General features: G+C 46.3%; 19 protein-coding genes. 3 read left to right on the top strand and 16 right to left on the bottom strand.

Annotated elements, in window-relative coordinates; genetic code table 11:
• Positions 1-4: 4 nt before the first annotated feature.
• Together addA and addB are read right to left on the bottom strand one after the other, a co-directional pair.
• The gene (addA, locus tag AYO36_RS10585; RefSeq protein WP_064300362.1) at positions 5-3,556 is read right to left on the bottom strand and encodes a helicase-exonuclease AddAB subunit AddA; all 3,552 of its coding nucleotides are present in this window, start codon (positions 3,554-3,556) and stop codon (positions 5-7) included.
• Positions 3,553-6,984, bottom strand: a complete 3,432-nt coding sequence (addB, locus tag AYO36_RS10590; RefSeq protein ID WP_064300363.1) for a helicase-exonuclease AddAB subunit AddB — start codon at positions 6,982-6,984, stop codon at positions 3,553-3,555. Before addB ends, addA begins: the two co-directional genes overlap by 4 nt.
• A gap of 137 nt (positions 6,985-7,121) precedes the next feature.
• Here addB and AYO36_RS10595 point away from each other — a divergent pair, with 137 nt between their 5' ends.
• Both AYO36_RS10595 and AYO36_RS10600 read left to right on the top strand, forming a co-directional pair.
• Positions 7,122-7,499, top strand: a complete 378-nt coding sequence (locus AYO36_RS10595) for a truncated hemoglobin (RefSeq protein ID WP_064300364.1) — start codon at positions 7,122-7,124, stop codon at positions 7,497-7,499.
• A 60-nt stretch (positions 7,500-7,559) separates the two neighbouring features.
• Entirely contained in the window at positions 7,560-7,901 is a 342-nt protein-coding gene (locus AYO36_RS10600; RefSeq protein ID WP_023467386.1) for a hypothetical protein, read from the top strand.
• 43 nt (positions 7,902-7,944) lie between these two features.
• Here the strand turns inward: AYO36_RS10600 and AYO36_RS10605 are convergent, their stop codons facing one another.
• From AYO36_RS10605 to AYO36_RS10665, 14 genes are all read right to left on the bottom strand, one after another.
• Positions 7,945-8,352, bottom strand: a complete 408-nt coding sequence (locus AYO36_RS10605) for a hypothetical protein (RefSeq protein ID WP_023467385.1) — start codon at positions 8,350-8,352, stop codon at positions 7,945-7,947.
• A gap of 97 nt (positions 8,353-8,449) precedes the next feature.
• Positions 8,450-8,923: a competence protein ComK gene (locus AYO36_RS10610; RefSeq protein ID WP_029340962.1), complete on the bottom strand. Its 474-nt coding sequence runs from the start codon at positions 8,921-8,923 to the stop codon at positions 8,450-8,452.
• Between the two features lie 110 nt (positions 8,924-9,033).
• Positions 9,034-10,416 (bottom strand): HAMP domain-containing sensor histidine kinase, encoded by a 1,383-nt coding sequence (locus AYO36_RS10615; RefSeq protein ID WP_064300365.1) that lies wholly within the window; start codon positions 10,414-10,416, stop codon positions 9,034-9,036.
• Complete coding sequence (locus tag AYO36_RS10620; protein ID WP_023467381.1) at positions 10,413-11,075, bottom strand: response regulator transcription factor; 663 nt, start codon at positions 11,073-11,075, stop codon at positions 10,413-10,415. Before AYO36_RS10620 ends, AYO36_RS10615 begins: the two co-directional genes overlap by 4 nt.
• Positions 11,076-11,209: 134 nt before the next feature.
• Entirely contained in the window at positions 11,210-11,365 is a 156-nt protein-coding gene (locus tag AYO36_RS16910; protein ID WP_174316041.1) for a hypothetical protein, read from the bottom strand.
• A gap of 96 nt (positions 11,366-11,461) precedes the next feature.
• Complete coding sequence (gene mgsA, locus AYO36_RS10625; RefSeq protein WP_064300366.1) at positions 11,462-11,896, bottom strand: methylglyoxal synthase; 435 nt, start codon at positions 11,894-11,896, stop codon at positions 11,462-11,464.
• A gap of 66 nt (positions 11,897-11,962) precedes the next feature.
• Positions 11,963-13,510 carry a fatty acid--CoA ligase family protein gene (locus AYO36_RS10630; RefSeq protein WP_064300367.1) on the bottom strand — a complete coding sequence of 516 codons (1,548 nt, stop codon included), beginning with the start codon at positions 13,508-13,510 and terminating at the stop codon, positions 11,963-11,965.
• A 124-nt stretch (positions 13,511-13,634) separates the two neighbouring features.
• Complete coding sequence (locus AYO36_RS10635) at positions 13,635-14,522, bottom strand: SDR family oxidoreductase (RefSeq protein ID WP_064300368.1); 888 nt, start codon at positions 14,520-14,522, stop codon at positions 13,635-13,637.
• 50 nt (positions 14,523-14,572) lie between these two features.
• Positions 14,573-15,562 carry a lipoate--protein ligase gene (gene lplA, locus AYO36_RS10640; RefSeq protein WP_023467375.1) on the bottom strand — a complete coding sequence of 330 codons (990 nt, stop codon included), beginning with the start codon at positions 15,560-15,562 and terminating at the stop codon, positions 14,573-14,575.
• Positions 15,563-15,601: 39 nt separating this feature from the next.
• Complete coding sequence (locus AYO36_RS10645) at positions 15,602-16,282, bottom strand: DsbA family oxidoreductase (protein ID WP_064300369.1); 681 nt, start codon at positions 16,280-16,282, stop codon at positions 15,602-15,604.
• A 146-nt stretch (positions 16,283-16,428) separates the two neighbouring features.
• Positions 16,429-18,084, bottom strand: coding sequence for a glycerol-3-phosphate dehydrogenase/oxidase (locus AYO36_RS10650; RefSeq protein ID WP_023467373.1), 1,656 nt, complete (start codon positions 18,082-18,084; stop codon positions 16,429-16,431).
• A 134-nt stretch (positions 18,085-18,218) separates the two neighbouring features.
• Positions 18,219-19,709 (bottom strand): glycerol kinase GlpK, encoded by a 1,491-nt coding sequence (gene glpK / locus AYO36_RS10655; RefSeq protein ID WP_050677155.1) that lies wholly within the window; start codon positions 19,707-19,709, stop codon positions 18,219-18,221.
• A 30-nt stretch (positions 19,710-19,739) separates the two neighbouring features.
• On the bottom strand, positions 19,740-20,564 hold the full coding sequence (locus tag AYO36_RS10660) for an MIP/aquaporin family protein (protein ID WP_064300370.1): 825 nt from the start codon (positions 20,562-20,564) through the stop codon (positions 19,740-19,742).
• Between the two features lie 195 nt (positions 20,565-20,759).
• Positions 20,760-21,323: a glycerol-3-phosphate responsive antiterminator gene (locus AYO36_RS10665; RefSeq protein WP_023467370.1), complete on the bottom strand. Its 564-nt coding sequence runs from the start codon at positions 21,321-21,323 to the stop codon at positions 20,760-20,762.
• A 170-nt stretch (positions 21,324-21,493) separates the two neighbouring features.
• Between AYO36_RS10665 and AYO36_RS10670 the strand changes: the two genes are divergently transcribed.
• Positions 21,494-22,135: a YczE/YyaS/YitT family protein gene (locus AYO36_RS10670; protein WP_064300371.1), complete on the top strand. Its 642-nt coding sequence runs from the start codon at positions 21,494-21,496 to the stop codon at positions 22,133-22,135.
• Positions 22,136-22,187 lie beyond the last annotated feature (52 nt).

Genomic DNA, 22,187 nt, shown 5'->3' on the forward strand with positions numbered 1-22,187 from the left:
TAAATTACACTAAATCAATCGTTTCTTCTAAAGCAAACGCATAGATGACCTTGCGTGAAATTTGAATATGAAGAATCGCTTCTAACGCTTCTTGATACAGATTCAACTGAGTCGCGTACCGATCCCGTAACACATCAGCAGGTGTCTGTCCGACTTCCGTCGTAACGATTTGATCCGATTTATAATCGAGCAAGATATAGGACTCTCCATCCTGAATCAAACAGTCGACGATTCCTTGCATGACTGCGTCATCCACTGGACCTGTCCAGTCTTTCCGGAAACGCGATGCCCCGATCTTATATGTGAATGGCAACTCTCGATAGACGTGGTTCGTCCGTAATCGTTCGCTGAACAATTGTCCGATTTCAGAGTCGAGGAATCCTTGTAACTGTGTTGTCGCTTCCCGCATCGTCGTCGCTTCAATCGGCGTAATGCGTTCCGTTGCTTCCCACTGATCAATTTGTTGCGAAATCGATTCGTCCGGTTCATATAATTGCATCGCTAAGTGTAAGACCGTTCCTCGTTCCGCTCCACTTAAAACAGGTCCGAGGAATTGTGGCGTTCGGTAATACGTCGTCTGGCGATATGTCGTTTCGAATGCTGCACGTTCGAGCTGTTCCGCCCGCTTCAGTTCCGTGACGGTCTGTTTTGCTGCCGTCTCTGTCGCAAGCGCATGCGGATACTGATACGAAAATGCCGCTTCGACAATTTCTTTGACTTGTGAATTAACCGGCACATCGATTTTTTCAAGCTTCTGGACGTGTTCGAGTTGCTCCACGAGTGTTGAGATTTCTTGATACGGTGCTAACTCCTCTAACGACATCACACGAATCGACCAATCCGTCTCATCGGGACGTAGTAAACTACTGCGTAAGACTGCCGGAACGACCCATTCCGCATAACTCTTCGCTTGGCGTCGATCATTTTCAGGTAGTAAGACTTCATCTGGTGGCGTCATCTGCCAGGTCGCCATTTGATCCTCTAAATCCTTGACTGTCCCGACGAGAATCAACTTTTCCTTCGCTCGAGTCATCGCAACATACAAGACGCGCATCTCTTCTGCCTTCATCTCTCGATCCATTTCCCGGCGGATGACTTCTTTTAAGAGTGTCCCAGATCGCAAACGACGAATCGGATCAATCGCATCTAGGGCAATGCCATACGTCTTATGCAACTGAATCGCCTGCATTTGATCCTGTTTGTTGAATTGCTTCGTCAATTGGCTGACGATCGTCACGGGGAACTCGAGTCCCTTTGATTGGTGGATCGTCATGATGCGAACGACGTCCTCGTCTTCTCCAAGCGAACGGGCTTCTGCGAAGTCTTCTCCTCGTTCAATTAATCGATTGATTAGACGAAGGAAACGATAGAGACCACGATAACCGGACGTCTCATATTGCTTCGCTCGCTCATATAAAGCGTTCAAGTTGGCTTGACGACTTTTGCCTCCGGCGAGACAGCCGACGTATTCAAAATAGCCGGTCTGATCAAAGAGCGATCGAATGAAGGCAGGTAGGGCACTCCCACGTGCTTCAGTTCGCCATGATTGAATCTGACGGATGATTTCATCCATTCGAATTCCGAGTGATGATTCCTCTGCCGCCATTGCTAGCGCTGCCTCATAAAAGCTTCCTTCTTTTTGTTTTGCTCGAATCCGTCCTAAATCTCGATCCGCCACCCCAAAAATCGGCGATCGTAACAAACTCGCGAATGGAATGTCTTGAAGCGGATTATCGATCGTCTTGAGCAATGCCATCATGATTTGAATTTCCGTCGCTTGGAAGTATCCGCCTGTCGTATCCGCATAGACCGGAATCTCATACTGTTCGAGCACTTCGACAAGCGCTTGGACACGCTTACCACGCGACCGTGCTAAGACGACGATGTCGCGGTATTCACAGGTCCGGAATCGGTTGGCTTTCGCGTCATAGATTAGATGTGGATGCTTCGAATCAACGAGTTCTAAAATTCGCGTTGCAATCGCTCGTGCTTCAACCTCTTCTTTTTCACTATCAAGTGGATCAATCAAAAGTAATTCAGGTGCCACTTGCTCCGATTCGAGATAACTCAGATTCCCGAGTCGAAGGTGCGCGGCTTCATCGTAATCAATCTCCCCGACCGTCTCATCCATTACTTGGCGGAAAATTTGATTCGTTCCATCCAGCACTTCAAGACGACTACGGAAGTTTTTTGTTAAATCGATCCGTGTTCCCACATCGGTCTGTTGGAATCGTTTGAATTTCTCAAGGAACAGTCCTGGCTCTGCATGACGAAATTTATAGATGGATTGTTTGACGTCACCGACCATGAAGAGATTTCCTGTTGCCTCATCTGTTTTCGAGACCAATTGGATGATACGTTCCTGAACCTCGTTCGTATCTTGATATTCGTCGACGAGTACTTCGACGAAACGTTCCTTCAGAAGTTTTGCCACGTCTGACGGTTGTCCTTCGTCCGTCAAGATCTCTAATGCAAAATGTTCAAGATCCGAAAAATCGACGATACCACGTTGTTGTTTCGCTTCGAGATAATCGCTTGCAAATTGACGTACGAGTGTCACGATCGTCTCGACGTGTCGAAGCTGCGACCGCAAGTCCTCCAAGTAATCGACACCGGTCTTTTGGACGAACAGCTCTTTCATTTTCTTGAATTCCGCTACGAGTCGCGTCCGCTCTGCTTGAAACGGTTTGATTCCTTCATCCCCGCGTGGACTCTTCCAGCGACCGAACTCTACTGCTTGAAAAGCAAGCGCAACCATCGACCAGTGTCGTTCTGACGTTTCGAGCAAGGCAAAGGGAGAGATATCCTGTCGCATCATGTTTCCCATTTCCGCATAACCAGACTGCTCCAGCTCAAAAGCAAGTTCTCGGTAACGTCCTAATAAATTCGAGAGACTTTCCCACTCTAATTCGACTAGTCGTTGCATAAGTGGAGAATCATCCGGGTCAATTGGCTGATCGTACTGACTGATTAAATGTGCATAAAAGGCTTCCGGATCCGGTAAGGAACGGGAAAACCGATAGAGATTCGAAATCAGTGTCAGCATCGCTTGATCATCCCGATCTGACGTATAACTATCAATCAAATCATAGAATCCTGGGTCCTCGGAAGCATAAAAGGACTCAAAGACCGCTTCTAAGACATCGTCTTGCAATAACAGTAATTCGGATTCATCGGCAATTCGAAACGCAGGATCTAGACCAATCCGGTAATAGTTCTCGCGCAGAATCGACAAACAGAACGAATGAATCGTTGTAATTTGTGCCCGGTTCATTAATTGACGCTGTTTTTTCAAATACAAATCATCCGGTGCCTCTTTGATGCGCTGGTCCATCACCTCGATGACCCGCGTCTTCATCTCACGTGCTGCCGCATTCGTAAAGGTAGCGACGAGAATCCGATCAGCCGACAACTCATCTTCGGGATCAATCAATCGTTGCGTCAGCCGTTCAACGAGGACCGCTGTCTTCCCTGATCCCGCTGCCGCTGAGACGAGGATATGTCCACCTCTAGCTGAAATGGCTTGTTGTTGTTCTTCCGTCCAACGCACGCTCATTCTTCTTCCTCCTTCAACCGTTCCAGTACCTCTTTTTCAGACATCGGTTTTAATGGGCGATACTGATTCCCAAGCGATTCATCGAACTGACAGACTGAACGATACTCACAAAAACTACACGGTGTCCGTTCCTGATAATCGAATGGATTGATGGCGATATCCCCATCATAGATGTCTTGACTGCTGTCTTTTAATGCCTCCCATGCATGATCCATCAGCGCTGATAAATCTTCCTCTTGTACGACACCTTTCGTCTGCGTCTTATGCAGTCCGTTTTTTGTGAATGTCACTTTGACGAGCGGTGATTTTTTTCGTTCATCGTACGCAATATGATCCATCGCTCGTAGTACCTCGTCATTCTCGAGGATGACGCCTTGCATTTGATAGGACTCGAGTAACAGTTGGTTGCGCTCTTCTTCGTCAGCCGATAAATCGCCTCGTAGCATCGGGTTTTTGACGTGGAAATATAACGCACCAGCTGGTTTTGCCTGCTGTTGATAAAGCAGCTCCGACTGCTCCACGACCGTCTTCAAATACAACAACATCTGAATCGCAAGCCCATAATAGATTTCCGCAAAATCAAGTCCTCGAGCACTCGATTTGTAATCAATGATTCGAACGTATAGCTGATCACCAATCGTCGCCTGATCAATCCGGTCGATGCGACCCGTGAATTCAATTTCTGTTCCATCCGGTAACGTAAAGCGTAATGGCGGGAACGTCGCGTTCCCAAAACTGATTTCAAATAAGTCGGGTTCAAAGTCTGTTCGTTTTGCTTGTTCCACAAGCATTTTAGCTGTTTGTTCGACGACATCCGTCAATTTTTTCTTGATATACCCGAAGCGACTCGAACTCATCAAGATCGCATTCTGAATTTCCGGTGTCACCTTTTCGACAGCTTCCTTCGCCAGTTTTCCGCACGTCTCGCCGTCGATCTCTCGCCAGTGTCGTCCAGAAGCTTTAATACTGAGCGACAGATCATTTAATGCGCCGTGGAACAGATTCCCGATGTCCGGTGCTTCAAATTTATACAGCTTCCGCTCGCGTAAACGAAGTCCGTATCGAGCAAAATGCTTATACGAGCAGGCGTTATAGGTCTCAAAACGCGAAACGCTCGCTTGCAGTGAATCACCATATAGACGATGCGCCAACCCTTCCGGCAAGGCTTCCGCTTGATTTTGATAGAACAAGGCACTCGAGAATAACCCCATCCGTTCACGTCCCTGTCCGTTTTCGAGAAGCGTATTGTACACTTCGAACCAAATCGGCTGAATCGGATAACGTCGTTGCAAACGGCGCAGCTCGATCGCCGTCGCTGCTGCCGCGCGATCTGGACTCGTTACGAAATCAAGTTGTTCTTGCGGTGCGTGTTCCCCAGCTTCCGCAAAGTGTGTTTTGATCGGACGATCGAGCAACAGTTGTCGCTTTAATTGTTTTGTGATCGCTGCCGGCTGAAGCGCCTTACCTTCTTCATCGACAAGTGCGTAACTGACATACAAGGCTTCACTTGGAGCCATCATCCCTTGATACAGGTAAAACAGCTCATCATCAAACATATCAAGAGACGCTTTTCCAACCGGAATACCATGCTCATGTAAAAAGTCATGATCATTTTCGGACAGTAACTTTGATTGATCTTGAACGAACGGAATCAGACCATCATTCGCTCCGAGTAAAAAGACGACTTTTACTCGTTGTAATCGTCCACGGACATAGTCCGTCGCGATGACTTGATCGAGCGATGGCGGAACAAGTGCAAAACGAAGGCTCTCAAGTCCTGTCTCGACCATCTGGACGAACAAATCCGTTGATAAGGTATGCTCAGGCGCAGCAGCTTCTAGCTGCTCGAATAGATGAAGTATCGCTTCATATACTTGATCATGCTCGCGCGCAACAAGTAACTGATCCTGCTCTAGTGCCTGCTTACGCCATTCCATTAAACGTTCTGCAATTTTTTGTTCTTCAAGGAATTGATAAAGACCTTTCGTATACGCGCTCATCGTCTTTGCCTGCTTCAACCGACGGTGCAACGGTTCAATCAAGTCGACGACGAAGGTTCGTAAATGGTTCAGTTCTTCTTCTTGCGCAAGCTCTTCTTCCGTTAAGCGAACTTCCTCTGCTAGGCGTCGCTTTAATTGCCACGGTTGTTGCCACATCGATCCTTTGATGCCGCGTTCGAGCACGAACGTCTCGAAACGATCGAGCGCTAGACGCGCATCTTCTGCTGGAATCGGCAAGAGCTCCGTCTTCAGTAAACGAAAGACCGTTTCTTCCCGATAACCCGACGTTACGATGTCTAAAGCAGATTGAATCAAGTCAACGAGCGGATGGTGAACCATCGACTCACGTTGATCCAAGAAATACGGAACATCATACATGTGGAAGGCTCGTTCCAAGTGATCCGCATACGGCTCAAGATGCCGCACGACGAATGCCATTTCATGAAACCGATACCCTTTTTGTCGAACGAGTTGAATCGCTTTCCGCACGGCTGATTCTGCTTCGACTTGACGGTTAACTGCAGCTGTCATCTGAAAGCCGTCAATATCATGATCGACAGGAGGATATCCCGGCTTCAACAAGGCCTGCTCCAAATGTCGTAGCCCTTCTGATTGAAACTTGATTGGTTGATCATACAAGATTTCTTCGTATGGAATCGACAGCTCCTGCATCTGACCGATCAATTGCATGTAGCATCGCTGAGACACACCAAAAGAAGTTTGTTTCGCATAAGGATCCGTTGCGTCCATCGTAAAACTAATATGCATTTCAGCCACTTGTTGCATCAAGGCGAGTAAAACTTGTTGTTCCTGGAGCGAAAATTCATAAAATCCGTCGACGATGATCGTCGCTTGATCCAGTCGCGCTTTTGGAAGTAATTCGAGCAACGTCGTATAGTAATCGTCTGCATGGAGTGCTTTATCGACAATTCGTTCCGTAAAGCGCTCATAAATCAACGCAAGGTCGTTTAATTTCGGTGACCGTTCGAGAGAGCGATCACTCACTTGACGCAACATGTCTGGCTCAATCAACGAACGTTTAAACGACGCAATGAGCTCATCAAGTCCTTGGAAAAATCCAGGCATGTTTTTAGTTCGTTTAAAAATCTTCAGTTCGTCTTCTGATTCCTCAACGACCTGTCGCAGTAATAGCTGCGTCCCCGTCTCATCAAGAAATGGAATCGCTTGATTCCCGTAATCGCGTAAAATATGAAACGCAAAGCGCCGTAGACTCATGACCTCAAGACGAACAAGACCTGCTATCCGTTCATCTGTCGCAATCCGCCGCTCCATTTCAAATGACATCTGATCTGGAACGATGAAATACATCTTCTCTCCTAGTGGTCGTTGCTCGAGTTCTTGTACGACGCGCTCGATCAATTGTGTCGTTTTCCCACTACCGGCACGACCAATATGCATATGGTTCATCAAGAAAACCTCCTTCTCGTTTTTCTTTACTCTTAGTATCTCACAAACAAGAACAAATGTACTGTTTTTGGCGCATGTCTTCTACGTATAAATTTGCTATAATCAGGACACATCCTATGTAAGGCAGGTGATGCTTCTTGTCACTTTACGAAACCGTCGGAGGCGAGCATATACTCACATCCTTGGTTCGCTCATTCTATCATCAAGTCTACCATGATTCACTGTTGCGACCGTTATTCCCTGAAGATCGGCAACGTGTCGAACAGGCACAACTCGTCTTCTTGACCCAATTGACAGGGGGACCGCGCGACCCGGATCAACCGCCGGCGAGTTTAGCGATGATTCACCGGTTATTACCGATTCAAAAAGAACATGCCATCCGTTGGTTGGAACTGATGGAAGTAGCTGCTCTTGATACGATTCCAAATGAAGAAGCACGACTTCAACTACTCGAGCGATTACGAATTGGCGCGATGAATGTACTACGCGTTTGTGAAGCACACCAGATGGACTGAGGGATTTTTCTTTCTCATCTGTCCATTTCCATGTAAAATAATAAATGGAGGCGATAAAACATGACGGAAGAACAAGAACAACGACCTGAACTCGTAAAGAATGCGATCGAGCAAGCCGAAGCATCGACGAACGAGGATGACACGCTCGAGGAAGAGCAAACCGAAGAACAAAAAAAATTGGATCACATCAAAGGTCTCGTAACCCTTGAACGCGGATCTGATTACTATCGTGTCGTTTTTTATGACGACCATAAACACTTGATTTTCAAGGAACTCGATTACGACCGTGTCGACTTCGTAGGTCGTTTCTACAATGATAGCTTTGATCCGACAAACTTGACGGAACTAGAAGAAATCGCAGAAAAAGCACTCTCGACTTCTTTACGAAAACGATTCTTGTAATGCATGAAATAAGCCGTCCTCCGATTGGAGAACGGCTTATTTTTTATTGATCAGACTGTTTTTTCTTCCGACGAAGGACGTAAGCAAGAACGCCACCTGCGACAGCGATCCCTGTTGCCGCCAAGATCGGTAATAAGACCTTTTTGTTGGATGCTAGTTTTTGTTTGACTTGCTCAAGGCGGGACTCATTCGTCTCTTTCAAGGCGATGGATGTCCGACGGTTCATCGTGACGTGTTTCGCAGCATCCGTCACGACGATGCGTTTCGTGACCCAACGGCGATTTCCAGCATCATCGACGACCAATTGTCGCGCCCGTTTAATTCCTTTGATTCGTTTACCCGGTGTATTTTCCGGACGCACGATGCGGGAACTGATAAAGCGTCTGCCTCCAGTCGCACCAAATCCAGGCTGTAATTTTCGGCGATTTAACCATTCGTATGATTCATTCATCGTGTCGCGGTAAAAGTTACCGCTTCACCTCCCTATGAGTTCTCTCTCTACTGTTTCTCCTTACGTAAGTAAGATTCCTGTTATGTGTTTCCACTTTTCACCGATTCTTAAACTCCGGCAACTGAAAACGACGCTGCATTTCATACGCCAGTTCCAGTGTTTTAATCCGTTGTCGTTCGATGCTGTATGCGGATGCATCCGTATCGATACATTGACCTGTCTGAAATTCGACTTGTACTTTACCGGATTTTTTCTGAACAGTCTTCATCTGTTTAAAATTAATCCAAATACATTCCGCCTTTTCTTTTGCGGTCGTTGGAAAGAAAATCGTCTGTGCTTGCCAATCCACTAAAACAGGGGTCTTTCGGTTCGGACCAAGAATATGCCGCGCTGCTTCGATTCTTCCACGCATGGACGAACCAAAATACAAACAGGATTCTTCAATCAACTTAATGGGATGACCATCTAAAATACTTTCAGAATGTTCCTTGATGACGAGTGTCTGCGGTTCACCGTATTGACCGTATCGCGGGATCAAGGCTAACGTTTCTTCCGTGATTGGGTATGACATCTCCTTCGCTCCCTTCCTGGATTATATTGGTTATATCAAACTTCCTTTTGCCTTGCATGAACGGAACGATTATTTCCTAACGAAAAAAACGAGATCCAAAGATCCCGTTTTTAAAATTCTTTTGGTTTTTTTTCCTCTTGCTCAATAAAATGACGTGGGAAATTAAAAATCACACAAACTTTTCCAACTCCATTTCCCGCAGAACGGTTTTCGATTGCGACCGTTCCATCATGACGCTCAACGATCCGTTTGACGATATAGAGACCAAGCCCAAACTTTCCTTCCTTGCCACGTGAGAATTGATGGAACAGTGGCGAGGAGGCTTCAAGCGGTGGTCCGTCATTTTCGATTTCGATATGCACCTGATCCGCTGTTCCGGACAATCGGATATCGATTCGTGTTTCGGCATAACGAATCGCATTGTCCATGACATTTTCGAGCGCAACACGTAACTGCTCTCCTTCACCAAGAACGATTCCCGCTTCTCCACTAACATGCCATTCAAGTGATTTCGTCCCAGAAAAGCGATTTTTCAACAGATGCACCATCCGGTCGATGTCAACATTGTCCCACGTTGAACGATTGAGCTCGAAATAGTCGAGCTTCGTGACATAAAGTAGAGCTGCGACTTTTTTCTCCAACCGCTCCGCTTCTTCATCAATGACGGATACGGATCCGGTCAAATCACCATCCGGATAAATCCCGTCTGAGATGGATTGAGCATAACTTCGGATGACCATGATCGGTGTCTTCAAATCATGGGAGATGTTTTGAAGTAATGATTTTTGTGCCTTATCTTGTTTTTCAAGATCCATCCGCATCGCATCGACTGATCGTGCGAGTCGTCCGATTTCATCCCCGCGATCAAGTGGAAGTGGTGTATCCCATTTCTGAGCCGCGATCTTCCCGACCGCTCCCTCGATTTCGACGAGTGGTTGTGTCAACCGTCGCGCTAACCAAAAGGCAATGAATAGCGTAAAGATACTTCCAATGATGACGACGAATCCGATTTTCGAGAATAACTGCGTAATCAGTTCTTGTCGATACGCATCCCAAACATAGGAGACACGATAGTACGTTTCACCACTATCCTCGATTTTTCGAATACTGTAGTATACATCTTCTTTATCAAGACGCGTTGTATACTTTGCCGTAACTGTTTTTTGATCAATCGCATCACGGTACATCTGATTGATCAGCTGTTGTGGTGCTCCACCGTAATAGAGCTTTCCGTTTTTAGAAAGGAGTAAGATATTAACAGAACGGGACTCCTGTTTTCGGCGGTCAAATTCAATCGGATTATCCTGAAGCATCTCGATGACGGAGGCGTCCTTCGAGAAGAAGACTTCGCTATTCTCAAGTGTCGCATAGACCTGTTCATCGATGAAATTTCCGATCGATGACCGAATGACCAGGAGAATGACCGCAGAAAGCGTGACGATGACGAGCAGAAACATCGCCCAAATCTGGAATCCGAGACTGCGGTTTTTCATGCAGACACCAAGCGATAACCGATGCCGTAAATCGTTTCGAGCTCGAGTTTCGATAATTTTTTACGGACGCGACGAACGAGATCATCTACGACTCGGTCCGAACCGAAATAATCGTCACCCCAGACGCTGACGAGAATCTGCTCGCGTGACATCGGCGTCCCGATTTGTGTGGCGAATAAAATCAACAAATCGTACTCTTTCGACGTCAAATCGATTTCTTGACCATTCTCTTCGATGATTCGTTTCTCTGGATAAATCATATAATCACCGTATTGGATGACACCACTCTTTGGTGTCGCATACGTTCGTGCCAAAATCTTTTTGACGCGGATGACGAGTTCTCGCGGAAGGAACGGTTTTGCGATGTAATCGTCTGATCCCATCTCAAGACCAATGATTTTATCGATGTCCTCATCACGAGCCGAGATGAAGATGACAGGTGTCGTCTCATCATGTGCCTTGATCCGCTTAATCAATTGAAAACCATCCATATCCGGTAGCATGATGTCTAAAATCCATAAGTCAGGCTTTTCAACGATGGCAGAGGCCGCTGCCTCACCAGACGTAAACGACTTCACCTGCCATCCCTCTTGCTCCAAATATTTCACGAGTACACGATTCAAGTTCACTTCATCATCAACTAAATAGATTGTATGCATGGCTCTCACTCCTCGACTAATGTGCTTTGTTTCAGTGTATCAAAGGAATTCCGCAAAATTATGGGAGAGTGGATAATAATTCAAAAAAACCTTTCTTTTCAAAAGAAAAGAAAGGCGAAGTCATAAATTTTCTATTATTTGACGAGACGGAGCGCTGGATACGCTACTTGCTCGTTCTTTGAAGTCACAGGTGTTACCTGTTGACGACGTTCCATTTTTACGACGTGCGTCAAAAATCCAACGCCGCCTCCTAACAATACCGTTACACCCGTCATTAATAGAATCTCCATTTTCTTCGCCACCTTTTCCATCGCAATTGATAATCAGTATCATCCTCAAACTGACTATATCACGCTCAAACGAAAATGAGAAGCGTTCTCATGAAATTAATCGTCTAAAAACTTTTGTTGTTCCAGTTCATGGCGTTTTCGAATGATTTCCTTCCAATCAAATTGTCCTTGTTCGAGTCCATTGATTAAAATTTCAGCAGTTCCGACATTCGTCGCAAGCGGTAAATCGTACACATCACATAATCGAATAAGTGCGGAGACGTCCGGCTCATGCGGTTGGGCCGTTAGTGGATCCCGTAAAAAAATCACGATATCGATTTTTCCTTGTGCTACAAGCGCTCCGATTTCCTGATCCCCACCGAGTGGACCTGACTTACAGCGATGGACGTGTAGATCGGTTGCTTCCATGATCCGTTGTCCGGTCGTTCCTGTCGCATATAATGTATTTTTCCTAAAGAATGCGGCGTAAGCCCGTGTAAAGCCCATCATCTCATCCTTTTTCTCATCATGTGCAATCAAAGCGATATTCATTCGTATCCCCTCCTTCTTGTCTATGCACAGAAAAAGAACTTCAGAAACCTGAAGTTCTTGAGACACTCATGAATTCGTCGGTTGTTTCTTCAACACGGTCCGTAAAATCTTCCCGGTCGTATTACGAGGTAATTGATCGATGAACTCAATCTGCGTCGGACATTTATATTTCGCGAGTGATGTAGCACAGAATGCCTGCGTTTCCTCTTCCGTCATCGTCTCACGAGCAACAACGAATGCTTTGACGGCTTCGCCCATCTCCTCATCCGGTATGCCGATGACGGCGGCTTCAATGACGTTCGGATGTTGGTAGAGGACTTCTTCGACTTCACGCGGGTAGACGTTGTAACCACCGACGATGATCATATCTTTTTTACGATCGACGATATAGAAATAACCGTCTTCATCTCGACGAGCCAAATCACCCGTATATAACCAGCCATCGCGTAACGTCGCTTGCGACTCTTCCGGCATCTTGTAGTAACCCGTCATGACGTTTGGTCCTCGAACGATCAATTCTCCGACTTGACCATTTGGTAATTCTTGTCCGAGTTCATCGACAACTTTGTTTTCGACATCGACGATCGATGTACCAATCGAGCCTGGTTTCTGAACACCATTGACCGGATTGAAACAGGTAACGGGTGATGCTTCCGATAAACCATATCCTTCGAGGATACGACATTGGAATGTCCGATCAAATGCTTCAAGAAGCGGCACTGGGAGACTCGCTCCTCCTGAGACGAACAAACGTGTTGATTCAAAATAGGTCGCATATTCCGGATGGGCCTTCACAGTTTGAAGTAAGAAATTATACATCGTCGGAACTCCCGCAAAGATCGTCACCTGTTCTTTTTTCGCCAACTCAAACGTTTCTTGTGGTGAAAAACGTGAAGCAATGATGATTGACGCTCCATGTGCGAGTGAAGCATTGACGACGACCGTCAAACAAAAAACATGAAACATCGGTAATACGGCAAGTGTCCGGTCGCTACTGGATACATGTAGATAATCCCCAATCGAGCGCGCATTCGACGTCAGATTACGATGGGACAACATCGCACCTTTTGGTTTTCCTGTCGTTCCACTCGTATAGAGAATGACAGCAATGTCGTCCAATTCATTCGTCACTTCTGTCAATGGATGTTCGATTTCGAGCCAGCGATCGAGCGTGATGAACTTAACTTGTTGATGCGTTTCGTTTGGTCCTTCCTGATCCGCGTAGGGAACAGAGACGACAATCTTGAGGTTCGGTAAATGAACGAGACGATCTTTTGCTGCTTCGACGAGCGGTGCAATACCTAAAATCCCCTTCACATCACCGTTCATCAGAATATACCCGATTTCATCCGGTGTATATGTAGGGTTGATCGGAATCGCGATTGCCCCTTGTTTCATGATGGCGTAATACGCCACTAGGAACGCCGGGCTATTTCCTAAAATCAGCGCGACATGATCACCCTTTTGAATCCCGTTCGCTTCGAGTGCGCCGGCTGCCCGGTGAAACTTCTCGACAAACTCACGATAGCTGACTTGCGTGTCCTCAAACACATACGCCGTTGAATCTGGATGTGTTCGAGCTGTTTCTTCGACGGATTGAATCAATCCAAGCATGAGCAAAATTCCCCTTTCGAATGAATGACTATTCATTTTTTACGTAAAAAAAATCCATACGTAGTCAAAAGCGACCGTATGGATAGTGTAACACTTTTTGGAAACGTTTTCACCGAGTTTCTTTTTAACCGTTGACGATGACGCCACCGTTTAAGTGAAGGACTTGTCCTGTCATATAACTTGAATCGTTACACGCTAAGAATACATACGCAGATGCCATCTCAGCCGGTTGCCCTGGGCGATCCATCGGTGTATTTTTCCCGAATGTCTTGACCGACTCATGCGGGAACGTTTCCGTGATGAGCGGCGTCCAGATCGGACCCGGTGCGACGGCATTGACACGAATTCCTTCCTTCGCTAAGTTCATCGAAAGACTTCGTGTGAAGCTGACGATTGCTCCCTTAGTAGCAGAATAATCGATCAGTAACGCATTTCCTTCGTATGCCGTTGAAGATGTCGTATTGATGATGGCAGAACCGAGTGAAAGATGCGGTAAGGCAGCACGGGCAAGACGCATCATTCCGAAGATATTCGTCTTGAACGTCTTTTCCATCGACTCGTCTGTAATATCCTTCAGACTATCTTCTGGTTTTTGCATACTCGCATTGTTGACGATGATATCTAAGCGACCGAAACGATCGATTGTTTTTTGGACCAGTGTTTCACAGTAATCCGCATCTCCGATATCTCCTTTAGAAAGTAGGACTTCGCCTCCTAATTCCTCAAGGCGTGCCTTTGTTTCTTCTGCCCCTTCTTGATCACCGTAGAAGGCGATGACAACTTTCGCTCCTTCTCGGACATAAGCAATTGAGACAGCACGCCCGATTCCAGAGTTGCCGCCCGTGACGATCGCGACTTTCCCCTCTAATTTTCCTGCTGCCTTATAATCATCACGCTCATAATATGGTAACGGCTGTTCATCCTCCGTTTTTGGTAACTGTTCTGAAATCCGTTCGAAATCAATAAAGTCCGTCAACGAACCTTCTAAAAAATTATCTTTATTATAGCCCATGAAAAAAACTCCCCCTATGCAGTTGATAGAAGGAGTTTTCCCATAAAGACTTACGCTAAAACGTCTAGCACCTCATCTAGTTCGACGGCACCGAAATATTTTTTCAATTCGTACCGACCGAGCACTTCGCGAAGTGACGCGCGATCATAGCGCGAACCTTCGAGCGCCCGTGCGATTTCTTCTGCATCCTCGACGCCAAAGAAGTCGCCATAAATCTTCGCTTCTTCGATGATGCCTTTTTTGACGTTCAGCCGGAAATCAATCGTACCGATTGGGAAACGTTTTTTATGAATGACGTCGAATTTCGGCGATTTCCCGAAATTCCACTCCCAGTTGCCATAACGTTCTGCCGAGATGGCACGTACTTTATCCCAGTCCTCTTCGGTTAAGATATACCGTTCAATCTCTTTCCCTTCATAGATCGAAGCAAGGAGATGATCGACGAATTGTTCCATCGTCAATGGTTCTGACAGGAATTCCGAGATATTCGCGACACGACTCCGGACTGATTTAATGCCTTTAGAGCGCATCTTCTCTTCACTGACGACAAGCGCATTGACGACTTCTTCGATGTTCGAATCGAGCATCAGTGTACCGTGACTAAACATCCGCCCTTTAGTCGTGAACTGAGCATTCCCACTGATTTTCCGACTTCCGACATGAATATCGTTTCGTCCAGATAACTCCGCTTCGACACCGAGTTTATGCAGCGCTTGTACGACTGGCTCCGTGAACTTTTTATAGTTGTTGAACGAATCACCGTCATCTTTTGTCAAGAAACTGAAGTTCAAGTTTCCTTCGTCATGATACACAGCGCCACCACCTGAAAGACGACGGACGACGTGGATGCCGTTTTCTTCGACATATTTCAAATTGACTTCTTCATTCGTGTTCTGGTTTTTTCCGACGATGATCGACGGACCATTGATATAAAACAAGAAATAGTCTTCTTCATTAACGTTCAGGTTGTTCAAGATGAATTCTTCGACAGCGAGATTGATTCGCGCATCGCGAATCTCAGGATGGAAGATGAATTTCATAAGGGTTTCGTGCTCCTTTGTGATGGAATCATAATGTGATCAGTTACAGCCGTCAACACCACACGCGTCACCTTCAGCGATGACTTCAAGTGTTTGTTCTTGGCGCATCTTCGCGAAGACTTGTTCGAAGGCTTCCACTGGTTGTGCGCCAGAAATGGCATATTTCCGGTCAAAGACGAAGAACGGTACACCACGGACACCCAGTTGTTGTGCCATCGCTTCTTCTTCTCGAACATCTGTCGCCAGTTCTTCTGACGCAAGAAACGCTTTGACATCTGCCTCAGCAAGTCCAGCATCTACTGCGATCCTTGTCAGAATAGCTCGGTCATTTAGATCTTCTCCATTCATGAAGTACGCTGTGAACAAGGCTTCTGATACTGCATTCATCTTACCATGTTTTTTAGCGAATTGAGTCAGACGATGAGCCTCAAATGTATTGGCTGGGATGACACGATCCATCTCGTAGTGCAAGCCTTCCTGACGTGCCGTATCAACGACACCTTGCGACATATTCCGTGCTTGCTCGAGAGTCGTTCCATATTTTGAAGCAAGAATTTCGTATAATCCTTGCGTCGGTACTGCTGGTGCATCTGGATCGAGTTCAAAGCTCTTGAATTCGACCTCGACATCTAACTTTTCGTTCGCAATTGCTTGTTCTAAACGACGCTTCCCAATATAACAAAACGGACATGCGTAATCCGACCATACTTCTACTTTCATCTGTGTTCTCTCCTTTTGTGCAATTTCATACATTAAGCATAGTCGCCTCTAGAAAGAGTTGCAATCTTTCCGCCCGCGTCAATACGAATATGTAAAAAAAGAAATCAAGATCATATTGATCTTGATTCCTTGATGAGTTAGAGAGCTTATTCTGTCACGAGTGCATGTGCTGCATCTTCGATCTCGATATCGAGTTCTTTCGTATAAGCATCTGTTTGTTCTGCTGTCCAGTTCAAGACAGATTTCATCTCTTCGATGACGGCATCTTTATGAGCACGAGCCCAAGCGATATCGAAGAAGACAGCACCTGTACGGCGGATGAAGAAGTCGATCGGACGAGCGACCATTTCATGTTCGATGCTGTAGTGGAGTTGTGCATAGACAGAACGTGGAAGAGCTGTCGTTGCTGCATCGAATGCTGCTGCGTATTCCAGTACTTTCGGTAAGTTCGAACCGTAGCGTTTTGCTAGGAATTGAACTTCTTCTGTCGTTAAACCGTTTGTTGCTGTTTGAGCTTTTAAGAATTCAGCAAATCCTTTTGCTCCGCCAACGTGTCCACCAGACATTGGCATGTTTTTCGTCGAGCAACGTGCATACGCGACGTTTTCTTCTTTTTTCAAGAGTTTAGCGACGAGATCAACGACGTGCTCACCCATTTTACGGTATCCAGTCAATTTCCCACCCGCAATCGTGATGAGACCTGACTCAGACTGCCATACTTCATCTTTACGAGAGATTTCAGAAGGATCTTTTCCTTCTTCATAAATCAATGGACGTACACCAGCCCAGCTTGATTCCACGTCTTCCGCTGTCACTTTAACCTCTGGGAACATATAGTGAATCGCGTCTAGGACGTAGTCTTGGTCTTCGACTGTGAACTTCGGATGTGCAGTATCTTTATCGAAGAACGTATCTGTCGTACCAACGTACGCTTTTCCATCACGTGGAATCGCGAAAATCATCCGACCGTCTGGTGTATCGAAGTAGACCGCTTGTTTGAGTGGGAATTTCGATTGATCGATGACGACGTGGACCCCTTTTGTCAAACGAAGTTGTTTCCCGACTTTAGAGCCATCTTTTTCACGTAATTCATCGACCCATGGACCTGTCGCGTTGACGACTTTTTTCGCACGGATTTCATGTACGTCACCTGTCAAGAGATCCGTCACACGCATGCCGACGACTTTTCCAGCATCGTAGATGATTTCTTCCGCTTTTGTATAGTTGACGACGCGTGCACCGTGTTCAACCGCTTCTTTCATGACTTCGATTGTTAGACGGGCGTCATCTGTGCGGTACTCAACGTAGTAACCGCCACCTTTGAGACCTTGTTGTTTGACGAGTGGTTCTTTCGCTAATGTTTCTTTCGCAGATAACATCGTCCGCCATTCCGAACGTTTAACACCTGCTAAGAAGTCATAAACACGAAGACCGATTGACGTACTGAACGGTCCGAACGTACCGCCTTTATGCATCGGAAGCAACATCCACTCTGGTGTCGTGACGTGTGGTCCGTTTTCGTAAACGATCGCACGTTCTTTACCGACTTCAGCGACCATCTGAACTTCGAATTGTTTTAAATAACGTAGACCACCATGGACTAATTTCGTTGAACGACTAGACGTACCGGACGCGAAATCCTGCATTTCGACGAGGCCAATCTTCATACCGCGTGACGCTGCATCGAGGGCGATCCCCGCACCTGTGATACCGCCACCTACGACGAGTAGATCGAGTTCTTCACGTGTTAATCGATTATAGACATCTGCACGGTTTTTGCTTGAAAATGGTTGGTTAGCCATGAATAGTTCCTCCTGTTTAGGTTCGAAAAAAAAAGAGACCACAACAAACACGCTGACTATGTCAACTGCTGCTGTGGTCTCTCCATATTCTCCGACCGATTTATTAACTTGACCTTACTATAACATACCTCACATCATTTGAACAACATCGTAGCTTGAACAGCTTTTTGCCATCCACCGTAGAGCGCATCCGTCTCTTCTTTCGCCATACTCGGCTCGAAACGACGTTCTTTTTTCCATTGCGTCGCAATCTGTTCACGGTTCTCAAAGAATCCAACAGCAAGACCTGCGAGGTACGCTGCACCTAACGCCGTCGTTTCATTGATTTCCGGACGCTCAACTGGCGCTTGGATGATGTCACCTTGGAACTGCATCAAGAAGTCGTTTTTAACTGCTCCACCATCGACACGGAGCGTTTTCATCTCGATGCCTGAATCTTGCTCCATCGCAGATAGGACGTCGCGTGTCTGATAAGCGAGTGATTCAAGTGTCGCGCGGATGAAATGTTCTTTTTCCGTACCACGTGTCAAACCGAAGACGGCACCACGAACGTCTGAATCCCAGTAAGGTGTACCAAGACCAACGAATGCTGGTACGACGTAGACACCGTCTGAAGACGTGACGCGTGTTGCGTATCCTTCTGATTCTTTGGCATCATCAATGAGACGTAAGCCGTCACGTAACCACTGAATCGCAGATCCTGCGACGAAGATACTTCCTTCTAAGGCATACTCCACTTTTCCATCGACGCCCCACGCGATCGTCGTCAGCAATCCGTGATCTGATTTCACAGCCTCTTCCCCTGTGTTCATCAGCATGAAGCAACCCGTACCGTATGTGTTTTTCGCCATTCCTGTATCAAAACATGCTTGGCCAAACAATGCGGCTTGCTGATCGCCTGCTGCTCCAGCAATTGGAACTGCTTCTCCGAAGAAGTGATACCCTGCTGTCTCTGCGTACACTTCAGAAGATGGTCGTACTTCCGGAAGCATGGCTTTCGGGACATCTAAGATGCCGAGTAACTCGTCATCCCATTTTAATTCATGAATGTTATACATCAACGTACGACTTGCATTCGAATAGTCGGTCACATGTGCTTTTCCGCCGGATAATTTCCAGATGAGCCACGTATCGATCGTACCGAACAGTAGTTCACCACGTTCAGCACGTTCCCGTGCTCCTTCGACATGATCTAAAATCCATTTGACTTTCGTACCAGAGAAATAAGCGTCAATCAATAGACCTGTCTTCTCACGGAAGAGCTCGGCATGACCGGCTGCTCGAAGCGCTTCACAGATTTCAGCCGTTTGTCTCGATTGCCACACGACTGCATTGTGAATCGGTTTCCCTGTTTCTTTTTCCCAAACGACAGCTGTTTCACGTTGATTCGTGATTCCAATACCAGCAATCTGCGACGGCTTTACGTTCGCCTCCGTCAGACAAGTCGCCACGACAGCAAGGACACTTCCCCAAATCTCGTTTGCGTTGTGTTCGACCCAACCTGGTTTCGGAAAATACTGCGTGAATTCCTGTTGCGCTGAATGGACGATCTCGCCGGCACGATTAAACAGGATCGCACGTGTACTCGTCGTTCCCTGATCCAATGACAAAATGTAGTTCTCCATCTCTTCCCCATCCTTTTGTATCTAAATAAGTTAAGCTGACTTTGACTCCACTGACGTTGTTTTGTTCGGACGAACACCGAATCTATAGCATAAGCCTAATATGACGATTGTCACAAGTCCTACAATCCAAAAAGCCGGTGTATCTTTTCCTGTGAAGACCGAACGATAAAACAATCCGCCAAGACTTCCACCGAGAACTGGTCCGAGAACCGGAATCCATGAGTATCCCCAGTTCGATGATCCTTTTCCATGAATCGGTAAGATGAAGTGAGCGATACGTGGACCAAGGTCCCGCGCCGGATTCATCGCATATCCTGTCGTGCCTCCGAATGACATACCGAGGCTGACGATCAAGAAACCGACGATCAATGGATTCAGACCATCTGAGAACTTATTCGCTCCGATCGACAACAACCCGATGACAAGTAAGAATGTCGCAATCATTTCACTCATTAGATTGGCAAATGTATGTGGAATCGCTGGTGACGTCGCAAAGACGCCGAGTTTCGCTGCTGGGTCTTTCGTCTCTGCCCAATGTGGTAAGTAATGGACGAAAACAAGACTTGCACCAAGTATCCCGCCGGCAATTTGAGCGACGATATAGCCTGGTACGTCCGTCCATGCAAATGAACCGTCAAAGGCTAAACCAAGCGTTACTGCTGGGTTAAGGTGTGCTCCACTGAATTGACCGACGGCATACGCTGCAATCGCCACGGCAAAACCCCACGCAAACGTGATGACGATCCAGCCTGCATCCTTTGCAAACGATTTCGTCAAACTAACGCCTGCACCTACACCGTTCCCAAGCGCGACAAGCAAAGCTGTGCCTAAAAATTCCGCTAAAATGGGTGACATATGTGTTCCTCCTTTTGGTTATGTGAAAAAAGCAACATAAAAAGGAGATCCACGTCAGTTCACACTTGAATGTTCTTCAAGCAGGACTCACACGTGAATCTCCCTTTTCTCCGTCACTTTGTATCAACTTGATATCACTATAACAATCAGTGAAAACGCTGTCAAACAATCCGAATGATTTTCATCACAATCCGGTTAGGAGCGTGGTTCAAAATGACGCCACAAGTCCTTATTCGATGTTGTGATACTTGAGGCACCTGCTTCAATTGCTTGTTCCACTTCCTCGACCGTATCGATGAGTCCACCGGCGAATACGAGACGCCCCGTCTTTTCTTTCACTTCTTGAATGTACTTTGGCATTAATCCAGGTAACACCTCGATGTAATCAGGTTGCGTCCGTTCCATGAGTTGATAACTTTTTTCGAGTGAACTGGAATCGAGTAAGAACATGCGTTGCATCGTCTTGACCTTTTTTTGACGTGCTTTCAAGATGACGCTCGCCTTCGTCGAAATGACACCATACGGCTTTAATTCTTGGCAGACGTATTCCGTTGCGTATTCATCATTTTTTAATCCTTGAACGAGATCCATGTGCAAAAACATTTTTTTGTCGTAACGATGCGCCATCTCATAGACTGCTTTTAAGCGCGATACGTGCATTTCGAGTAAGACCCCATATTCATATGGACTCTTCAGCATCTTTTCAAAGTCTTCTAATTTTCTAACGGAAGGCAGGATCTTCTGTCCAAAATATGTCATATGTTCTCCCCCTGATTCGTAATGTGTCCTAAGTATGTCGTGAAATAGGAGGAATAGGCAATGCTCTTTTCATGAAAATAAGTGAAAAGAGCGCTACGATTAGGGTATAGCTTAACGAAACGATTTCTTTTCAGGAGGTGAACGCGCAGTCCTACCGTCTGTGCACGTCAATGAGTCAGCAAAAACGGATTGTCATCTATTTATTCTCTATTTTAATTAACGCCTTAGGAAACAGCTTCATGGTGACCGCCTCGATCGGGAGTGCACCTTGGACTTCAGCGAGTGAGGCCGTCGCGGCCATCTCACCGTTAACTGTCGGACTAGCGATCATCGTCTTACATGTGCTTGCTTTGATTGCAGCACTTTCTCTCGGGAGTCGATTTAGTTGGTGGACGATTGTTCTCAGTTTTGCACTCGTCGTCCTTTTCGGCGCTGCGATTGATTTCTTCTTATCGATCCATCAATTGATTTACACACCACAGGGACTTTGGATGCGCGCCGTGTACATGTTGATCGGTATGCCATTGATTTCACTTGGACTCGCCCTCTATCTCCAAATCGGATTCGTATTGATGCCACCGGATTACTTGATGAAGTCACTGATCAGCCGCTTTAAAAGTACATCGCTCGGAGCAACGATCAGCCTCGGTATTCCTTTTTTGATTGCTTGCCTCTTTTCACTGATTGAACGCGAACTGATCGGCATCGGAGTCGGAACTTTCATTTTCCTCTTATTGAACGGTCCACTGATCGAATGGTTTCAGCGATTGTTCCCGATTACGGCACGTCCACCTAAACGGACAAGTTCTTGAATACTGTAAAAGAGCTGCTATTGATAGACAAATTCATCTATCAATAGCAGCT

Origin of the sequence: Exiguobacterium sp. KKBO11, from assembly GCF_001644945.1 — a bacterium.
Lineage (GTDB): Bacteria > Bacillota > Bacilli > Exiguobacteriales > Exiguobacteriaceae > Exiguobacterium_A > Exiguobacterium_A abrahamii.

Coding starts and splice junctions, on each gene's coding strand:
- AYO36_RS10630 (WP_064300367.1), bottom strand. CDS start 13,510: ATGCTTGGATTGATTCAATCCGTCGAAGAAACAGCTCGAACACATCCA.
- AYO36_RS10620 (WP_023467381.1), bottom strand. CDS start 11,075: ATGCATACAATCTATTTAGTTGATGATGAAGTGAACTTGAATCGTGTA.
- addB (WP_064300363.1), bottom strand. CDS start 6,984: ATGAACCATATGCATATTGGTCGTGCCGGTAGTGGGAAAACGACACAA.
- AYO36_RS10670 (WP_064300371.1), top strand. CDS start 21,494: ATGAGTCAGCAAAAACGGATTGTCATCTATTTATTCTCTATTTTAATT.
- AYO36_RS10650 (WP_023467373.1), bottom strand. CDS start 18,084: ATGGCTAACCAACCATTTTCAAGCAAAAACCGTGCAGATGTCTATAAT.
- AYO36_RS10610 (WP_029340962.1), bottom strand. CDS start 8,923: ATGTCATACCCAATCACGGAAGAAACGTTAGCCTTGATCCCGCGATAC.
- AYO36_RS10645 (WP_064300369.1), bottom strand. CDS start 16,282: ATGAAAGTAGAAGTATGGTCGGATTACGCATGTCCGTTTTGTTATATT.
- AYO36_RS10665 (WP_023467370.1), bottom strand. CDS start 21,323: ATGACATATTTTGGACAGAAGATCCTGCCTTCCGTTAGAAAATTAGAA.
- AYO36_RS10615 (WP_064300365.1), bottom strand. CDS start 10,416: ATGAAAAACCGCAGTCTCGGATTCCAGATTTGGGCGATGTTTCTGCTC.
- glpK (WP_050677155.1), bottom strand. CDS start 19,709: ATGGAGAACTACATTTTGTCATTGGATCAGGGAACGACGAGTACACGT.
- AYO36_RS10600 (WP_023467386.1), top strand. CDS start 7,560: ATGACGGAAGAACAAGAACAACGACCTGAACTCGTAAAGAATGCGATC.
- AYO36_RS10605 (WP_023467385.1), bottom strand. CDS start 8,352: ATGAATGAATCATACGAATGGTTAAATCGCCGAAAATTACAGCCTGGA.
- lplA (WP_023467375.1), bottom strand. CDS start 15,562: ATGAAATTCATCTTCCATCCTGAGATTCGCGATGCGCGAATCAATCTC.
- AYO36_RS16910 (WP_174316041.1), bottom strand. CDS start 11,365: ATGGAGATTCTATTAATGACGGGTGTAACGGTATTGTTAGGAGGCGGC.
- AYO36_RS10635 (WP_064300368.1), bottom strand. CDS start 14,522: ATGGGCTATAATAAAGATAATTTTTTAGAAGGTTCGTTGACGGACTTT.
- addA (WP_064300362.1), bottom strand. CDS start 3,556: ATGAGCGTGCGTTGGACGGAAGAACAACAACAAGCCATTTCAGCTAGA.
- AYO36_RS10660 (WP_064300370.1), bottom strand. CDS start 20,564: ATGTCACCCATTTTAGCGGAATTTTTAGGCACAGCTTTGCTTGTCGCG.
- mgsA (WP_064300366.1), bottom strand. CDS start 11,896: ATGAATATCGCTTTGATTGCACATGATGAGAAAAAGGATGAGATGATG.